Here is an 18,116-nt window from a genome sequence, read left to right as displayed (position 1 = left end):
GGATTATTAACAACATAAGTATATAGATTCTGACTCAGCGGATTATCAATCTTGCCTTCAACCGTATCCTAGTTTATAAAGCGGAGCTTTGAATAAAGAAGGTGGCAACGGAGAAAGCACTCCCAATTACCACCCATTCTATCATCCTGCTTGCCGTACAGGTGTATTTGGCATCACGTATGCTGACTTTTTCTTCATCATGGCGTAGATGATATTTACCAGCTTCCTCATTAAGCAAACAACCGCTTGTTGTTTTGTTTTACCCTCTGCAATCTTTTGCTCATAATAAGAATGAAAATAGGCATTCTTTGGTTCTCCCTTGGTACGTGTGACACCAATCTGACGAATCGCAAGGCTCTTGATAATATCATGTAATTCCCGATTACCTTGCTTACTCTTACAATTTCGAAACTTATTACCTGAACCTACGATGACTGGTGCAATGCCAGCAAATCGGGCAAGTTTGTCGGAGGATGGGAATCGGTGGATATCACCAATCTCTGCTACAAGCTGTGCTGCCGTGACCACATCTATCCCTGTCATGGATTCAAGCTGGAAACCAAGTTGCTTCATCAAATGTCCAATCTTATCCTCAACCCTAGCCAGTTCCTTCTGAAAAAAACGGGCAGATTTCACTTGACTCACGACTACTTCATCCCTTGAATCCTGAAAATCTCGATACGTATCTCCATCGCTGTCAATGAGAGTAAGAATTTGATTTGCCTTCTTATGGGATAATCCATTGTGGCTGTACTTTCGCAAGAATGCAGCAAGAGCTTCCTCCAAAACTTCTTTCAGCTTATACGGTGAAGGGTAGGCTTCCCAGAAGGCGAGTGCCGTTTTCCCCTCCACTTCAGAGAAGAATTTTTTATAACTGGGATAGGAATAGCTAATTTGCTGATGCAGCTTCTTTACCGTTTCCGTTAAACTCTTAGCCAACCATCTTCGCTGGGTCACAAGCTGACTAATCGCCCAATATAGATCAATGGGCTTGGCATCTGGTAGGCGCTCCAGCTCGTCTCTGAGTACCTTGGCAACGCATTCCGCATCCCAGCTATCCGACTTCTGAACGGTCACATGGCTCTGTCTTCTGGCGTTGGCGAGTTTTGCGTTCACTTCCTTCACCCAGCAATGATTGTCCTTGAGATAAACGGCGAGTCCTCTGCCATAACCTCCAACATCCTCCAGCCCATAGACCACGGACAAGCCCTTCTTGGTGTACTTCTTCAATTCCTTGAGCAGCAAAGGAAAGGCAGACGGCTTGTTATCGAATTTAATTTCTCCTAGCTTCTTACTCCAACAGTCAATAATGACGGCTGTATGATGTTGTTTATGCAGGTCAACCCCTACATAGATCAGATTCTGCTGTTCTATCATGCTTCTATTACTCCCTTTATATTTGAATTGTTACTAATGGATTCGATTCATTGCGGTCAAGAATCTTTGCTGCTGCCCTCATCGCTTGCTCTGTATGTATCCAGCCCATTAGTAACCACTCAAACGAGTGGCGAAAACATCGTGGATAAACAAGTTTGCATCCTCAGTTCGAGCGGTCAATGCCGCAAAGATACGTTAGCAATCTCTTATTTACCTCAATGCTTAGAAAGCTGTTTGTTTTAATAGTCCAGCAACGTGTGACTTCTCCAGACGTACATAAAGCAGGTCTAGCCGCAGTTCTTCCGTGTACTCGTGAATCTTGTCTATGATTTTCTCCGCTGTCGGCAAGTCAATCTCCGCAGCTTGTTCAAGTGTGAATTGGAAAATGGCATTCTCATAAGCCGTGGTCGTTCGGAGACTGCTAAGAAGCTGATCTTCTTGCTCTACCAGTAACTCGTACTTTTCTTGTAATATCGTCACAAGCACATTCCCCCATAATTTAGGATGGCTTGATGTTTACCGTCTGCTTCAATCTGTCCGTAGCGATATGTTCCTTGGTAAAATGCTTTACGGTCTAGGATTCGTTTCACCTGTACTTTAGTGAACTTCTTTCCTTGTTCCGTAGTGAATCCTTCTTCATTTAACTTCTCGGCTAAAGCCGACAATGACCATTCAGGGTATTGCTCTTTCAAGTCAAATAACCGCTGAACCGTAGATGCTTTCTGTTCGTCAATAAGGATTTGCTTTGATCCCCGTTTCCCTTTGTAACCAAAAGGAATACCCCCACCTGCAAACTTACCTTCGGAAGCTTTTTTGTTTCGTCCTCGTCCAAGCTTCATGGCAATTTCCAAGCGTTGGTAAGCGTCCAATAACTCCATCAAACCGTTAATCAGGAAGTCAGATGGGTCTTTCTTAAAAATGCTATAGGTCGGTTGTTCAATACTCCGAATGTCGATACTGCGCTTTTTCAGTTCCCGATGGACAAGGACTTTGACAATATCACTTCTCCATAATCTGCTTGTGTTCAGGACAACAACGTAGTCTACCTTCTGACTCGACACATAGGTCAGCATGTCTTGGAAGCCCTCTCGTTCGACTTCTAAGGCTTCCTCGTCCACTTTCGCCCCACTGATGCCCTCGTCTGTAAAGACGTGAACCAGATGCCATCCCTGCTGCTCACAGTACGACTGAATCTCGTCTTGCTGGTAGGACAAGCTGTAGCCATCCTTCACCTGACCTTGTGTACTGACCCGTACATAGCCTATGACATTCATGTTTAAACCTCCATCGTTACAGGAATTGTAATTAGTGTAACTCTTAACAGTTCCACACTATGATTATATAACCTTTAAGAGTTACATTCAATGATTTTCCAGACAAGTTCATGATATACTCTTTCTATATTTAGCTGCTGGAATGATGGAGGAAGACATGAAGATAAAAATCCGATTGAAAGATATATTAGATCAGCGTGGAATGTCACAAAGACAACTTGCCCGACAGATGAACTTACGTCCAAGTACAATCAATCATCTCTGTTCCGATTCAGTAGACAGAGTCTATATCCGAACGCTGGAAGTGATATGCGACGCACTAGACATCTCCATTCATGAATTGATTGTTGAAGATTCAGAATCATAAGGTGTCTAAATGCAAGTTGGGTCGGGCGCTGGATGTGCTACGGCCTATTCCTCAACAAGAATCTTGGTTTTTGATGTAAACCACCCCCGGGAATTTTCCTATCGTAATGATGAACATTTCCCGGAAGGTAGGGGTTGAAATCTCTTTATTTTCAAGTACAATAGAGACTATGTTATTTTTATTTCATCCAGCATGTTGGACTTTTTATCGTTATCGGCAAAATAACGTGTCCGTCGGTGAGGATGTGTCTTCTAGCTATTTATAGCAAGGCGACTTAAGCAGTCCCCTTTGGGGATTGCAATTTTTTTTGCCATGGTCTTGCGATTGGCATACGTAGATGATGTATAAAGCTGCCTTAATGCAGGCTCATCAAACATGCTTTGCAACATTTGGAAACCAAGAACAGTTTCTATCTTGGATATGTTCTCTCTGTTTTCCATTAGCCAAGACAACTCCATATCGCTGACTTCCTCTGGATACTCAATCAGTGCAAGCGTCTTCTCAATTGTATAGTCAAAGAATGGTTTTCGGAGTAATTCCACTGCTTTCCTCGTTGGCGAGAACTTTCTCAGATCATTGTCGCTAGGTCGGACTTCTAGTCGCAGTATACCTTTAGAACGTTCAATAATCTCGGTTGATTCTTCTTCCTTCCGGGTCTGCTTATGCTTATCATAAAACATAATTCTGCTGCTATTGTTCCGATATTCAACGGTCTGATCTTGGTTATAAGCAATAGTGTTCTTGTAGGCAAGTTTCTGCCTGCTGAACATCCGTACATACTCACTGACCTTCTTGCCCACTTGAAAATTACAACAGACATCACATCTACTTAAAGTCCAGTCAGAGTGTGGAATATAAACATCAAAGAGATGGAGTAGCCTTTCTTGCAGCCTATCAAAGAACAAGGGAATGTCTGCTTCTGTGAGAATAGTAACGTTGTCTCCGTATAGAAACTTTAGTATGGATACTTGTACTGTGAGTGTTTGGCTGCTCTCGATATACTTCATGAATGGCAGCTTGTCATCGTAAATCTTATAGCTTGTGTTCAATGCACCTGTTTCTTTACTATAGAACGTAGTCGAATTAGCGTTGTATTGAATCAATGTATCTGGTTCAATAGGAATAGGTCTTGCTTTCAGTATGATAGTGTCAAACATAAGGAACCTTCTTTCATTTCTTGTAGTCTAAAATATTGGATGTGATTGGAGATGTTATAAGAACGAGAACCCACAACGGAGTCGGGCTATTGTTCAACTCGTGTCTATCTTTTTCATTGTATTCACCACCTATTAAGGTTTAATTCCAGTTTCCTCGAACAGCTTGTCGAGCTTCTCAAAGAACTGTTTTTGTTCGTATTTCGCATAATCTGGATGTACTCCCCATTCGTTATCTCGGTGAACGAGATAATATAAGACCAATTCCAATGCTATCTTTTTATTACGATTCCGTTCTTGAACAACCGTAACGACGTCTTCCAAAAGGTTGAAATTTTTGCTTTCATTGATCTGATCAACATTCAGCAGGGAACTTACCCGTTCGATCAATCTTTCTCTTTTCTGTCCTGCTTGAACAAACTCAAGAAGGCTAAAATGCTGTGAATAGTGCTGTGTTGTAGTATATTCGTTTCCTTCATCATCAACATTTGTAACCTCAATTTCCTCATGCTCATCTGTTTTGGTTAAGTAAACCATCAGGATTTCCGACTTTTCTGATGGAAGCAACTCCTTCTGGAACAAGGTTTGATCCTCTATCCCGAATAAATCAGACAACTGCTCAAGACGTGGTTCAGGTATCTTACGTCTTTCTTTGATCCAATCTTGAAATGTTTGTTTGGAAACCCCAATTGCTTCTGCTACCGATTTGTACTCCATGTGAAACGTGTCTGCTATAAATTGTAATCCGATCATCTCACTCACCGCCATACTTAGTATGCCTTACTAGTTTGATTATATCTTGACATACCCAGAATGTCAAAACTTTTTTCCCAAAGAAAAAACCACATGGAGTTTTTAACTGCCATGTGGTTCTATCTGAATTAATCGGACACACATTTAATTTTCCATTTTAACCAATAAAAACAAATCCCCATCTTGGTCTAAAATAAGCTCTCCCTTATCAGTGTAATAAGTAATATTTCCATTGCCATAATAAAAGTTCTCATATTTTTCATCCTCATATAGGCTTATTTCTTTTAGGGTTTGAGGGTTTAAATCTGTACCCATAGTGCTTTCTTTTATCCAATCAATATCAGATAAAAAGCTTTCATCAGAACTTTTGCTCACTTTGTAGAAAATAGGCTTTTCTTCAGCTTCATTACCAAATTTAATAGAATCTGAAGTAAATACAATTTCTGTTCCAATTAACCCTTTAATATCTTGTTCATCATTTTTCGAACCACCAACTCCATATGCATAAATACTGTCAATCTTCCATTTTCCTATCAACGTTTCCATTAGTTCAGAGTTCGAATCACTAGGAACTACAGAAGTATTAGTTATATCTGTAGCTGGAGGTACAGTCTGTGCAATATTCCCATTTTCTGTTCCGCATGCTGTAATCAAAAGTACATTTAAAATTAAAATAACAACCATTGATGAATATCTCATTTTATCACCACTTAATTTAGTTTAAAAACCCTTGGGAAGCACTCTGTTGTAATTTCTAGTATAATCACCATTTACAAAAATTTCCCATTCGTCATATCTACGCATATATAATCCTGGCAGCTTCTTCCCACTGCCCTTTACCCATAAAAGCATTTCATTTTTAAATTCATTTTGAAATTTAGAAGATGAAAAATTCCCTTCTTTCAGCATTTTTCCTGGATCACGATTTAAAAAATCACCTCCATTAAATTTCCAACTAACAAGAGCATCAAACTGTTGCTGTGTAAAAACTATACCATTGCGGTCTGCCCAGTCATTTATATAATTCTCGGCTTTGTTCTGAATATCCGACTTCAATAAAGATAGTGCTTGCTCTTCGGTAATTCCTTTAAGTAATTTTTCCTCTCCAGGTTGAATTACATGCCCATAACCTATCGTCTTTATATTTCTCTCTTTTTCTTCCTTGGTTGCATAATACCATTGCCCAGAGAAAGTTTCATATGTTTTAAGAAACTCAACTAGTTTGTCACTCGCATGCATGTCTGTGCTAACTACGTAACCCTGAACTACTGCTGGCTGGCTTGGGTCATCTTTAAACGTATAATGTCCAGTGGGGTCTGTATAAATCAACGGATTATTATGCACATACGTATACAAATTCTGACTCAGCGGATTATCAATCTGCCCCTCATACGTATCCTCATTTAAAAACCGCCCGATACTTGGATCATAATACCGCGCTCGCAGATAGTAAAATCCAGTTTCGGTATCATACACTTCTCCCGTGTACTTGAAGGAGTTCGAGGTTCCTTCCACCTGACTAGTAATGTTCCCCCACTCATCATAGGTGTAATTGTTAATTACCTCTCCGCTGGTATCTACAATTTGCACCACATCTCCGTGACCATTATACAGGTAATAATAGTCCTTGGATGCCTTTTTGTCCTTCTTCACCAGCACCCGGTCTCCACGGACAAAGTTCGCTTGTTCGACGAACATGCCGCCCACGATCTTTTCTTCCGATAAGACTTGCCCATTCAAATTGTAGTTGACCTGTGTCTGTGTATTGCCATTCATTTTCATGTACCGCATACCATCGGCATAATATTGGAAGCTGGTCGTACTGCCTCCTTTAGTGACCGAGGTCAAGGTATTCTGCAAATCATAGGTGTAGCTTGTATCTACCCTGTCCAGAATCACATTACTTGTATCTGATAAAGTCTGCCGATTGCCTCGCACGTCGTAAGTATACGTTGTTTTCCCACCATCAGGACGCGTAATCAACACCAGGCGGTTTAGCGCATCGTAGCCATAGCTTGTTGTTTGTGCCGTGTTGCTGCCTTTGCGCAACTCGCTTACCGTAACTCGATTGCCATTGTTGTCATAACCATAGCTGTAGCTCGAAAGAACAGAAGTCCCCTTCGTATTACTCATACTCTCGATCCAGCCTAGCGCTTTGTTATAGGTGTATTCTGTCTTCAGTATACTGTTATCTGTGAGCGGCGGGTACGTTATCGACCTCACCAGATTGTTCGCCAAATAGCTGTACTGCACGTTGGCAGAAGTAGCGCCTGTGACCGTGGAACTCCCGTTGGTTTGTACTTTGTCCAGTCGTTGCTTATTATACTGGTAATTTGTATAGAAGCCCAAATAGCTGTCGTTGATTTGTGTCATCCGTCCCAGTACATCTCTCTGATTCCCGATGGACGCCGAGTGATTACCGGCGACTGAGTAGGTCGAGCGCACTTGGCCTAAGCTATCCATCACTTGCGTTTGGGTGGCGGTCACCTGGTTATTTGTGAGGGTTTGAATAACCTGGTTTCGCGGATTATCCTTGCCGAAAATCACATTCGTTTCCTGCGTTTGCGCCACATTGTTGATTGCCCCGCTGATCGTGCTCTTTTTCAGTTGGCCGCTTTCGTCATACGAATACCCGAATCTACTACCATTACGATCTGTTTTAGCTGCCAGTTGGCCTAAGTTGTTGTAGGTGTAGCTTTCATAATTCAAGGCACCGTCTTGCTTCGCAGTCAGAAGACCCCACTCGTTATATGTTTTGCTATTCAGCGTTTGCGGGGTGCCACCCTTAGCTTGAATGGTTACCTTCGTGATCTGCCCGTTGCCGTCATAGGTATAGTTGGTCGTCTGGTCCAACGCATCTTTTACCGCAGCTAACCGATTTAACCCATCGTATACAAATGAGGTAGTGACCCTATCTTCATTGAAGTTATTCTTCGGGTCCGTGTACCCGGTCACCTTGCCGGTGCTATTGTACCGGTACGACTCGCTAATCGGTTGATTCCGGTTCGGCCAATCCTTATAGGTTAGGCTCGAGATTCTGTTCCCCCAAGGATCATAACGATCTTCCACATAGTTCAGTTTCTCACCGGTGGTTCCGTCCTGAATATAGCTGGTATTCAAGCGCGCTTTCAGGGAATAATCACTGATGTAGAGGTCTCCATTGGCCGTGGTCGCCCGGTTCTGTCTACCCCAAGCATCATAGCCTATAGAAAGTGTATTCCCTGCCGGATCAATCGAGTACACCGGACGCCCTAACTCATCATAATGGTATTGCGTAAAGACCCATCCCACAGTATCATCAAAGTGCTCTTCCAACAGAGCGAGTCCCAGCCCGTTATACAGTACATTGGCATAGGTTTTAACTACACTGTTATTGGACAGGTTCGTGATGGTGCGAATGGAATCGACTTTTAAGACCTCTATTCCTGCATTGATGGAATCAAAGTTACCTGAGGACTGATTATAGTAGTTGTAATCGGTCACGTCACTATATCTTTCCCCGTTGGCATTGGTTCGGACAGGATGCGTTTCTTTTGTTAGACGGCCTATGGCATCATAGGCATAGGTTGTTGCATGATGATTCCCATCACTCTTTTCTATTACTCTCCCCGTACCCATATCATAGGCTGTCGATATTTTGACGGTCTGCTGATTGCCTTGCCCGATATTCGAATAGGCTTCTTCTATCGTTGGATAGGCATACAACGTTTCCTCTCCGTAGGTCACGACAGACTTGGCAACCGTTTTCCCGCCAGCTTGCTTCTCTGAGATGACTTTATACGGTCGATTAGTTCCATCTGGTGCATTCTGATACGTGAAGCTTGTCATTTCCCCCACCGCATTTGTAGCTGTCTGCACACGTCCTTGTGCGGTATAGGTGTAGCTCTCCGAAAGAGCTGATGAATCATTTTCGCTGGCATACCATGATTTCGAACTCAGCAAACGATAAATAGGCTCATAGGTAAAGGTCGTAGTGTTCCTCGCCTTCAGCGTGGGATTATTTCGCTGGCTGTCCGTAAGTGGACGAGTGACTGTCGTGACATTTCCCCATTCATCATAACTGGTTTCTGTGTACAACTTGTTCGCCGTGTTATCGGTGTCCCCAGGCCCATACTCCCAAGTCTCCGTTGCTGTGGGCAACTGAATAATCACGGAGTGGAATACCGTATTTTTTTCCACCTTCTTTTCACCGTTCGCTGCTTGGCTCACTGCCGACAGGAATTGCCCTTTGCCATTAAAGGTTCGAGTGACACTTAAATTGTCAGCAACGTTATGCATAACGCTGGAATAGGTGTGCGACGCCGGGACTAAATTGGGTCCATAATACGTTGTGTAGCCGTCATAGCTACCAGTGTAGCTGTAGGTTGTTTCGTTGAATCTTCCGCTATACACACCCGATTTAAGCACTTGGTCATATCTTGTTTTGACAATGGGAGTATCAATGCTTCCATAGGGACCCATGTTTCGTGCTTGATACCCCATCTCATAGACCGTACGGGAATGTGGATATTCAATCGAAGATAGCAATTCGTTTCCAGCTTCATCGCTGAAATTCTGTCTGATATCCAGCTTTTCCGGCTTGAATTTGGTGTTATATACATAATCTCCACGAACATAATTGAACTTAAGTTTTTCCCCGTTTTGTAATGTGATGTATTTGAGCTCCGGTGAGGTTCTTTCTTCCCAGGCTCCATAAAATTTATCCTCACCGTCAATGAATCCCAAATATTTTTTATACCAATACCCTACTCTAGCACGAGTATATACTACCTTCTGACTAACCGTTTTGTTCAGATCTTTTACTGTAATCGTCAAATTCTCATCTGGAAGGTCCTTATTGGCTTCAGCTTTCCTAGAATTAATCCAGTCATAATTAAAATCAATGACTCGCCCGACACTGTCAATAATCTGGGTTATCAAATGTTTGGATTGCCAATTATCCGTATGCCAATACAATCCATATTTAAAAGTAATGGTGTTTCCGAAACGATCCACTATACCTAATAGACCAGGCTCTCCAAAATATTCTCTTTTTCCATCCGCATATTCAACATATATTGTAGACAAATAATCTCCGTTGCTGAACGAACCATTATCTAGAAAAATACGTTTGTCCTTGCCTTTGTAATCATAAAATCCTCCCTCCAATCCATGGATCGCATCCGTGTAATATCTATATGTGCCGCCTTCCCCATCATGATAATAGTCGGAAGTAATAGAGGGGAACCGGAAACTCCACCCTGTACCCAAATCGTATTGAACGTTACGGTTTAGATTAGGGATATTAGAATCACTAATGAATTCGGAATCGTTGGAATTGTACATAACGCCAATGTTCAAATCAAGTCCATCTCTTCCGGGCAAACTGATCTGCGTATCCTTCCAAGTCAAAGTGCCGGAAGCGGGATCTACGCTTTCACTGCTTAGGCTCCGGTCAGAATATTGCGGTTTACCGACTTGGTTAATGGCTTCCATTTTAAAATCGTCAATCACACTGGTAATTGCCATGTCCAGCGTCGATACACTTTTCGTGGAAAGAGCAGCAAAGGAAGAAATTGGGTTGATAATAAGATCTTCCAGCTTCGAGTATACGTTATCCGTTACCCCGTAAGCTTCCTCCGTAACGCTGGTGGAGCCACCTTTCGCCTTCAGGTTCTGCCGAAGTTCATCCCAGCTTAATCCTCTTTTCGTATAGAGCGCTAGCAGTTCGAAGGGATCAAGACCGGTTTCAGCACTTAAATAAGCAATTTCGTAGATATCTTCGATTTTTGCGCCTCGGATCATCAGCTCACGAATATCCTTTTTACTAAGGAGCGGCTCAGCAACGGCTCTTTTCATTTTCAGGCTTGCTTTTGCATATTTAGCCTTGATCGCATTAATACGTGCTTGTTCGCTATCTTCAGTGGAAAGGCGTGTCGAATAAGCTGCGGCCTCTTCGGGGGTAAGTATCAGACCATCCGGCAACTGGCTCTTAGCTTCCGAATAAACGACTTTAGGAACCGAAGACATATTCGGTGTCGGTGTAGGCACTGGTTCCAACGCTTTCTGTACAGTGTTCGGATTCCACGGCGTAGGTGACGGTTGTACCACATCTTTTGGTTTAACATCTGTCTTTCCGGTCGTTAACGCTTTACTAGTATCCGTTGCAGCCAATACATTCACCGCGTAGTCCGGTGTAAGTAGACATAATATTAAGAGAATGAGGACGAGCTTATAGGCTGTTTGTTTCAGCTTCAAAAAAATCTCTCCTTAGGATTGGTTTGAAATTACGTCCATCAAAAAACATGAAGCCTGATAAACCGAATATGGACGGGCCTTTATTCTATAACGCTAACACCTAACAACATCCCAATAGTCCTGCTGTTCTCGTATGCATCATATGAATAAACATGAGTGTTGTAAGCACCGGTCTCATTGTTTGTTTGTAATATGGTATACAAATTCTCCAGCTTGTACTGGTTAGCCGTTCTCCCTCAATCCACGGGTTTTCCAGGTCATCCTGATCACTTCTAATACCATCAATCCACTCAATGTCATCATGATCTTTGCGCCTATATAATTTCGGAATCTCCGGATCAAGAGACCTCCCCTTTCCTTATATGCTCTAGTAGTTGATTATTCTTAATAGATTTCCATTTTTATCGTAAACATACTCGCTAATGATTTTATGGGACTCTTTGATTTGAATATATTTCAGTCTTCCGTTCGAATACACATATTCCAATGGAAGAACAAAGTTAACCACCAGCGCTTTGGAGGTGTAGTTCCCTTCTCCGGCAACTGGTTCAACCTCGACTCTAATAGTATGCTGCGAGGGAGGGGTTGCTTTTACATATAAATAATTTGTTTTCCCGTCAACAACTCCAAGCTGCTTATTCCCTTCCCAGATTATATATCGCTTCACATTGCCGCTGTCCAATGGCGCTTGCCAGTAAATATTGAATCCATCAGCATTAGCATAGGTCCACGTCAGATTTTCTGGAGTTAAGGAGTCCCTTGAGCTTGCTGCAATGAGACGGGTATGAAAGATGCCACGGGTTTGCAGCTTAAGGTAATAAGTTTTTCCTGCTACCAAATTGACCTTCAGCCTTGAGAAGGTGGTATTATTATAATTGTCATTCTCCGCTATCAGGCTAGTAGCTGCAGCATTACTGTACAATTGCAGGATTGTATCACTTTTTGCCGTATCGGTTCCATTGTAAGCTGAAGTCCAAAATACATAATTGTCAGTTTGTTTAGGGGTAAACGAAAAATTGCATATTGAGTAGGTTGGTTTTGAGAGGTCATACGGAGTGTTGGGTTCCAGTACTTGTTTATCTGCATCAAGAAGGGTAGCGGTGACTCTCGCATTTACAACATCTCCACCAAACCCCTTAATAATAATATAGTAGTTTTCTCCTCCATTCATTGTCATTGTAATCGTTGAATACCGTATGTCGTTAGGTGCATCATCATCATTTTCAGCGAGAAGCACATACCTCTCTGTGTAGACCTCCAACACCGTATCGGCTTCTGTTGGAGTCTTTACACCTTTATAATAGGTGGTAAATATTCTGTATGTGCCATTCGTTGGCGCGGTAAACTCAAGACCAGCCCCCCAAGAGTTATCTGTCGTCACATCTGAAGGAGCGTTTAGGATAAGGTCCGCCTCATGTCTGTTAATAATCTCAACTCTCATATGCAGGGGCTGATCAGGATATAGAGGCTCCAGCTTAATGTAGTAGGTTTTCCCGCTCTCCAATTCATAAGATAACTCGTCCTCCCATTGATCCAACGACTGTTTCAATGCTGCATCCTGATATAAGGTAATGCTGGCTCCTCCACCATAAGAAGTTAAACCACCGTATCCCAGGGTATTTATGGTGTATTCATACGTGCGGGCAGGGGTAAATTTAAAGACTTGAAATTGGTTTTTGTTCAAACTGATATCAATAGGCATATCAAGTGACACAATAGGAACTTTAGTCGCATTAGAAATAATTGGATAATCCACATTGAAATATATTGTGTATGTGACCCCTTGGGTCATGCTTACGGTTTCAATTGTTTTGTTGCCTTCATATGCACTATTGCCGTAAATGTATTGCTGACCATCCCATATATCCGCACCTACTGTATCGCCTATAACGGAGGAATATGTAAATTGATAGATACCCGTTTCTTCCGGAGTAAAAGTAATGTCCGAATAAGAAATGATCGTTTGATCAACCTTTAAAACAGTGGAAACAGGGTAGTCTCCATAATTTGTAAGATTGGCCACTGCAGTTTTCTTGTTTTGCACTTTATTTATGCTTACGGAATTGTCGAACTCTGATATGGCAGATTCATATTTCGAAAGCAATGTTGTAAACTTACTATCTTCTGATGTGAGTATACGGGCATTATCTGATTGTATTCTGGTCGAACCTTTTTCAGGGACTCCCGGCAGGCTGAATAACTTGATACTTTGTAGATACAAATCATAATATTTGGCATGAATCTTTTTTGATAGTTCGATGTTGCCTTCTCTATACGCTTTTTCGCTTAGATATTTTAATTTATCTCCCAAAATTAGCACCTGATCTGCTGCATTTTTGGCATCGCTTTCATCACCTGCGGACTGAACGGATCGGGGGAGTTCATCAGCTATTGCCTCCAATGGAGAAAGTAGCAATACTATAACGAACATAATAGTAGCTAAAAAAGCAGATTTTTTCATATTTTCTCCTTAATTACTTTCACAAATATGAGATGTAAGGATTTAAAACAACTAGTCCTCGATCTTACCTCCTAAAAAAATACTTTCCAAAATTCCGAGAAAACTATCGCCTCCTTAAACTCTATTTTTTTGATTAGTTGAACAACATTAATATTGGATTAAAATTATAAATAATGATTCATTTGTTTATATATTCCATGTAAACATATAAATTATTTTGTCTAAACACATTTTCAATGCTTCACTTCAATCGCTTCTTCTCGATCTTTCTAACGGCACAGAAAAAGAATACGATCTCGCCATTGCTGAAGTTAATACATTCCTAACCTGGTATGATGCCCGTGATGCTGGTGGAGGTCCAGGTATGTATGCAATTGATAAACACACGAACAATAAAGGCCCATTCAGCAAACGTAAAGAAGATTATGTTGTGTTCGACAAAATATTGACCTTCGAAATGTTTTAGCCTCCCGATAATTTAGAATATTCCTCTCCAATCTCTGGAAACAGAATTTGAACTGTACATTCCACAAGAGTTTCAAAAAGTGCCCATAGATAATAATCATTTGGTTTCCCTCTTAACAAATTACAACCCTTGCCCAGTTCACTGTTTCTACTAATCTCCAGTATTGACCATTGGAATATTATAGAATAATATTACATCTATACAACAAAATTATAATTATTGGAATTCAGTTAGGTGGTGTCTACATGGTCCCTACTACAGCCACGATTCGCGATTCATTAGCGATGTATCTTTCGCAGCAGGGGATGTCCATTCATCAATTTGCCGGACAGGTCGGTATTAATTCAGGAACGCTCAGCCGGATACTTAAGGGTCAGCAGCCGATTGCCATGAATCATCTGGAGCGGATTACCAAGGGGATGGGTTTGCCGGAGGACCATTTCTACAGCTTATACGTGGACGAATGCTTCTACTATTCGTCACCCACTTGGCGGCGTTTGCGGCCTTTTCTTTTGCGTTCAGCCGCATTAGGCCGTCTCGATTGCGTTGAACAGGTCGTTCAGAATCTGCTTGAGAATCTGACCTATGCCCCCATGCTGTTCGAAGTGGCGGAGGGACTGTTTCAGGACGGACTATGGCAGGCTGCAGGGTTACTATATAAGAATGTAAGCGCTAGTGAGAAGTATCAGAATTCGGAGCGGCTGGCAGTATGCCAATACCGCCTATTTAAAATTGCCTTGGGTGACGATCAGAGCATTAATTCGCGAGAGGCAATTCTCTTTGAGTGTTACATAGATCGGCTAGATGAGGCTGATCAATTAGATGGAATAATAGACCTGCTGAATGTCTATTATTCCTTGCAGCAGTGGCCTAAGGTGGATGAGCTGGCACAGAAGATGCTACGGCTCGCTAGACTCCGTTATAATTTCCAACGCCAGTCGAACCGTAAACAAGACAATGGAAAAGTGTCTCGAAGACCACTATATCACTATATTCTAAACGCCAATCTTTTCCTCTCAAGTATCTGTATGGAATACGGAGACTATAAATCTGCAATAGAGCGTGTGCCCCTTTATATGGACGGAAGCTGGATACAGGAAGACGATGAAGAAGCCCAACGGACATTATCCCAGTTTCGGGAGTGGGGTACGGCGAACATCTATTTGTATCGCGTACTCGATGGACAATTGGAAGCGCTGGCTGATTATGTGGAATATATCGCAACACAACCGGACGAGATATTTACGGCTGTGTACCATATTATCAAATCGGCTAACCGGTATGACTGGAATGTTGATCACATTCTGGAACGTTTCTCTGCCTACATCCCCTATCGGACCTATAGATCGGAATTTGGTGAATACAATCAGCAGATTATGGCAGACAAACACGCCAGATTTCTTGCTGAACTGGCCGCCTATTACTTACATAATAAACGAAATGAAGGAATTAGCTTCGTACTACAAAGTTTGGAATCATCTGCTATGATTAACAATGAGAGTATAGCGATCACTTGTGCTGATCTGTTTGAACAATATCGTTATGCAGCAACAGAGAAAGAAAAGGATAGATACAAACTTCTGATCAGAGAGGTGCGGAATTCGAATGCTAAGAAAAGTCATCAAGCTTTTAGTTTTATGTAGTTTGTTGTCTGTAATTGTTCTTCCTACAGGAAACATTGAAATCGTAGCAGATAATAACACTCAATCGTTAATCCAAACCATGTCACATGGTATCGGTGGTAGTTGAATCTCTTCTACCGTTCGGTAATGAATTCCAAGTGTGGCAAGGACGATCTGAGCTTCTCTTTTCACTTCCACACTATCCACCTTCGTCTTCACCGAAAATCCAATGACTAACCAATCGACGTTCTCGATTATTTTCGAGAGCGTTTTTCATTTCCTGTCATTTATGAACAGAACAAATTCGTCCTTCCGATAATAGAAATCAAATGAAACTTATCCCCAACTTTATGCACACCTTATCCACAATAGACGAAAATTATAATTTCCTAACCAGCAAAAAAGCAGCGAGTCTAAGATAAGACTCACTGCTTCTCCTTTAATAGATTTTTGAAGATCAATAACCCACTGTGAACCTAGCCCGGCTGAAGTTCCCTTCTTCCAGCTCATCAATGACAGCCACGGCAAAATCCTCGACGCTGATGCTGCTCTCCCCGTTCTCATCCACAACCAGCCGGTCCAGGCCGATGCGGAACTGCCCGGTCCGGCGGCCAGACCGGATAACGGCAGGCGGACTGATGTACGTGTAATCAAGATCAGAGCCCCGGTAAATTTCATAGGCATGTCCGTGCGCTGCGGCCAGCGGCCGGAATTTCTCGGGGAAATCCGGCGTATCCATCAGCCACTCGCCCGACTCCGTCTTCAAGCTGCCTGCTCCGCCAACAACGAGCAGCCGCGCAAGTCCTGCTTCCTGCAGTCCTTCCAGCAGACTCTCTGCCGCGCGGAGCAGGTCATCCTCCCTTCCGGCAGCCGGCCCGAACGCGCTGATTACCTCTTCATGCCCGCGCACAGCCGCCGCTACCTGCGCCGGGTCCAGAATATCGGCGGTTGCGACCTGCAGTCGCTCATGCTGGAGCTGCAGTGAAGCCGGATTGCGGACCACTGCGGTGACCTCATGTTTTCTTTTTAACGCTTCCTGTACAATAGCTCTGCCAATCGTTCCCGTAGCTCCAAACACTACAACATCCATATTTAATCCCTCACTTTTTATATGTACACATGGACTTCCTCAATTAACGCGGCAGGAACATTCCCTGCGAATTGGGCATTACCGGCTGGAAGCCATACTGCGCATAGAGTCTGGAGGCTTCGCCGTCAGCAATAAGACTGACATAAGCTCTCTCCGCCACCGTATCCAGGAAGCTCCTGATTTCCCGCATAATGATCTTCCCCAGCCCGCGCCCTTGGCAGGAAGGCTTAACGGCGATATCCGTCACCTGAAAGAAGCAGCCTCCATCCCCGATTACGCGTCCCATGCCTACAAGCAAGCCCTCTTCGTAAAGCGTCACCGCAAAAGATGACCTGGGCAGCCCGATTTCTGCTCCTTCGGCACTCATCGGACTCAGCCCGGCCTCCTCCCGCAGCGCCAAATACTGCTCTACCGTCGGCCGTTCATGGCGGATCTCCAGCTTATCTATCATTTCCTCATCCCTTCTCCCTCAGTATCTCCAGCCGTCTTGCTTGTATTAACTGTTACCAATATATATGACCACACCTTGCCAAGCAAGGATCGCCCCGGCATTGCCCGGCGTATATTGGAATTGGAACATTATCTGCTGCCAGACGTACAACAACTTAGAGATATCGACAATATTATACTGAAGGGTTGGGTGAAGTACACATGTCTCCAATAGGAAAGCTGTTCAAGTGGGGAACCTTTGCTTATGAGGCTTTTCTCGCAATCCCGTTTCTCGGGGGAGCCTTTGTTGTAGCCAATGCGTGGGTACCGCTGGGTGTGGCCTTCCTGCTGCACATCGTTGCGGTCGTAATATTGATAGGGGAACGCGGGCGTGTCATCGGTAATATTGTCGGGATCATCACCTCGGTAGTCGCTTTAATTCCAGTGGTCGGCTGGATTATGCATACTCTTACTGCGATCATATTGCTTGTAGAGGGATTGGCCGATTCGCGGCGCAGACCGCGCTACTAGAAGGGATGCATAGGCTGCATACCAGGTGGTACAAAAGAAAGAGACCTTCAAACGAAAACGAATGAAGGTCTTCTTTATGCAAAAAAGAACTATTTATATAAGCGGCAATACGCTTCATCCCCGTCCCGCAGAACGGACATCGGTCCGCCGGCTGCCGGCCTCTCCGCTATAGCGTGCATTTGCAGTGCTGTTCTCAAAGCGTTTGCGCTCCGTCCGCTCCATCTGTACAATTTGTCCTTCATGTACGACGATGTGGAGGGAACCAAATTCCATATTGTCCAGAAGCTCCGCAATCCGTGTAAGCCATACCTCATCCACCTTCAGTGGCTTAGCCATTCTCCAGCCTCCCTTTCCC

Annotated in this window: 15 protein-coding genes; 4 read left to right on the top strand and 11 right to left on the bottom strand. The window is 43.1% G+C overall.

The genetic code is table 11. The features are described from left to right. Window positions 1–141: 141 nt before the first annotated feature. The 3 genes from ACX1DY_RS18330 to ACX1DY_RS18320 all read right to left on the bottom strand — a co-directional run bounded on the left by ACX1DY_RS18330 (window position 142) and on the right by ACX1DY_RS18320 (window position 2,651). A complete protein-coding gene (locus ACX1DY_RS18330) occupies window positions 142–1,377 on the bottom strand; it encodes an IS110 family RNA-guided transposase (protein ID WP_458965635.1) in 1,236 nt (411 codons plus the stop codon). A gap of 222 nt (window positions 1,378–1,599) precedes the next feature. Beyond that, the gene (locus ACX1DY_RS18325) at window positions 1,600–1,857 is read right to left on the bottom strand and encodes a hypothetical protein (RefSeq protein WP_458965634.1); all 258 of its coding nucleotides are present in this window, start codon (window positions 1,855–1,857) and stop codon (window positions 1,600–1,602) included. Beyond that, window positions 1,854–2,651: a recombinase family protein gene (locus ACX1DY_RS18320; protein ID WP_458965633.1), complete on the bottom strand. Its 798-nt coding sequence runs from the start codon at window positions 2,649–2,651 to the stop codon at window positions 1,854–1,856. Before ACX1DY_RS18320 ends, ACX1DY_RS18325 begins: the two co-directional genes overlap by 4 nt. Before the next feature lie 157 nt (window positions 2,652–2,808). On the opposite strand from ACX1DY_RS18320, the gene ACX1DY_RS18315 reads away from it, so the two are divergent. Further along, a complete protein-coding gene (locus ACX1DY_RS18315) occupies window positions 2,809–3,018 on the top strand; it encodes a helix-turn-helix domain-containing protein (RefSeq protein ID WP_458965632.1) in 210 nt (69 codons plus the stop codon). A 251-nt stretch (window positions 3,019–3,269) separates the two neighbouring features. Here the strand turns inward: ACX1DY_RS18315 and ACX1DY_RS18310 are convergent, their stop codons facing one another. The 5 genes from ACX1DY_RS18310 to ACX1DY_RS18290 form a co-directional block, all read right to left on the bottom strand. Continuing rightward, window positions 3,270–4,175, bottom strand: coding sequence for a hypothetical protein (locus ACX1DY_RS18310; RefSeq protein ID WP_458965631.1), 906 nt, complete (start codon window positions 4,173–4,175; stop codon window positions 3,270–3,272). 132 nt (window positions 4,176–4,307) lie between these two features. After that, the gene (locus ACX1DY_RS18305; RefSeq protein ID WP_458965630.1) at window positions 4,308–4,925 is read right to left on the bottom strand and encodes a helix-turn-helix domain-containing protein; all 618 of its coding nucleotides are present in this window, start codon (window positions 4,923–4,925) and stop codon (window positions 4,308–4,310) included. A gap of 144 nt (window positions 4,926–5,069) precedes the next feature. Beyond that, on the bottom strand, window positions 5,070–5,624 hold the full coding sequence (locus ACX1DY_RS18300; RefSeq protein ID WP_458965629.1) for a hypothetical protein: 555 nt from the start codon (window positions 5,622–5,624) through the stop codon (window positions 5,070–5,072). Window positions 5,625–5,645: 21 nt separating this feature from the next. Beyond that, window positions 5,646–11,162 (bottom strand): RHS repeat-associated core domain-containing protein, encoded by a 5,517-nt coding sequence (locus tag ACX1DY_RS18295; RefSeq protein ID WP_458965628.1) that lies wholly within the window; start codon window positions 11,160–11,162, stop codon window positions 5,646–5,648. 367 nt (window positions 11,163–11,529) lie between these two features. Beyond that, window positions 11,530–13,623, bottom strand: coding sequence for a hypothetical protein (locus tag ACX1DY_RS18290; protein WP_458965627.1), 2,094 nt, complete (start codon window positions 13,621–13,623; stop codon window positions 11,530–11,532). A 217-nt stretch (window positions 13,624–13,840) separates the two neighbouring features. Between ACX1DY_RS18290 and ACX1DY_RS18285 the strand changes: the two genes are divergently transcribed. Together ACX1DY_RS18285 and ACX1DY_RS18280 are read left to right on the top strand one after the other, a co-directional pair. Continuing rightward, a complete protein-coding gene (locus ACX1DY_RS18285; RefSeq protein ID WP_458965626.1) occupies window positions 13,841–14,089 on the top strand; it encodes a galactose oxidase in 249 nt (82 codons plus the stop codon). Window positions 14,090–14,334: 245 nt separating this feature from the next. Next, on the top strand, window positions 14,335–15,732 hold the full coding sequence (locus tag ACX1DY_RS18280) for a helix-turn-helix domain-containing protein (protein ID WP_458965625.1): 1,398 nt from the start codon (window positions 14,335–14,337) through the stop codon (window positions 15,730–15,732). 436 nt (window positions 15,733–16,168) lie between these two features. Here ACX1DY_RS18280 and ACX1DY_RS18275 read toward each other — a convergent pair whose 3' ends face one another. Next, window positions 16,169–16,801 (bottom strand): NAD(P)-dependent oxidoreductase, encoded by a 633-nt coding sequence (locus ACX1DY_RS18275; protein ID WP_458965624.1) that lies wholly within the window; start codon window positions 16,799–16,801, stop codon window positions 16,169–16,171. A gap of 43 nt (window positions 16,802–16,844) precedes the next feature. Continuing rightward, the gene (locus ACX1DY_RS18270; RefSeq protein ID WP_458965623.1) at window positions 16,845–17,252 is read right to left on the bottom strand and encodes a GNAT family N-acetyltransferase; all 408 of its coding nucleotides are present in this window, start codon (window positions 17,250–17,252) and stop codon (window positions 16,845–16,847) included. 200 nt (window positions 17,253–17,452) lie between these two features. On the opposite strand from ACX1DY_RS18270, the gene ACX1DY_RS18265 reads away from it, so the two are divergent. Further along, entirely contained in the window at window positions 17,453–17,761 is a 309-nt protein-coding gene (locus ACX1DY_RS18265; RefSeq protein ID WP_458965622.1) for a hypothetical protein, read from the top strand. Window positions 17,762–17,875: 114 nt separating this feature from the next. Here the strand turns inward: ACX1DY_RS18265 and ACX1DY_RS18260 are convergent, their stop codons facing one another. Then, the gene (locus tag ACX1DY_RS18260; RefSeq protein ID WP_458965621.1) at window positions 17,876–18,097 is read right to left on the bottom strand and encodes a YezD family protein; all 222 of its coding nucleotides are present in this window, start codon (window positions 18,095–18,097) and stop codon (window positions 17,876–17,878) included. Window positions 18,098–18,116: the final 19 nt, after the last annotated feature.

The organism is Paenibacillus sp. BAC0078 (genome assembly GCF_054483875.1).
Note: the sequence above shows the minus strand (reverse complement) of the source record. Positions and strands in the feature narration are given on the sequence as shown.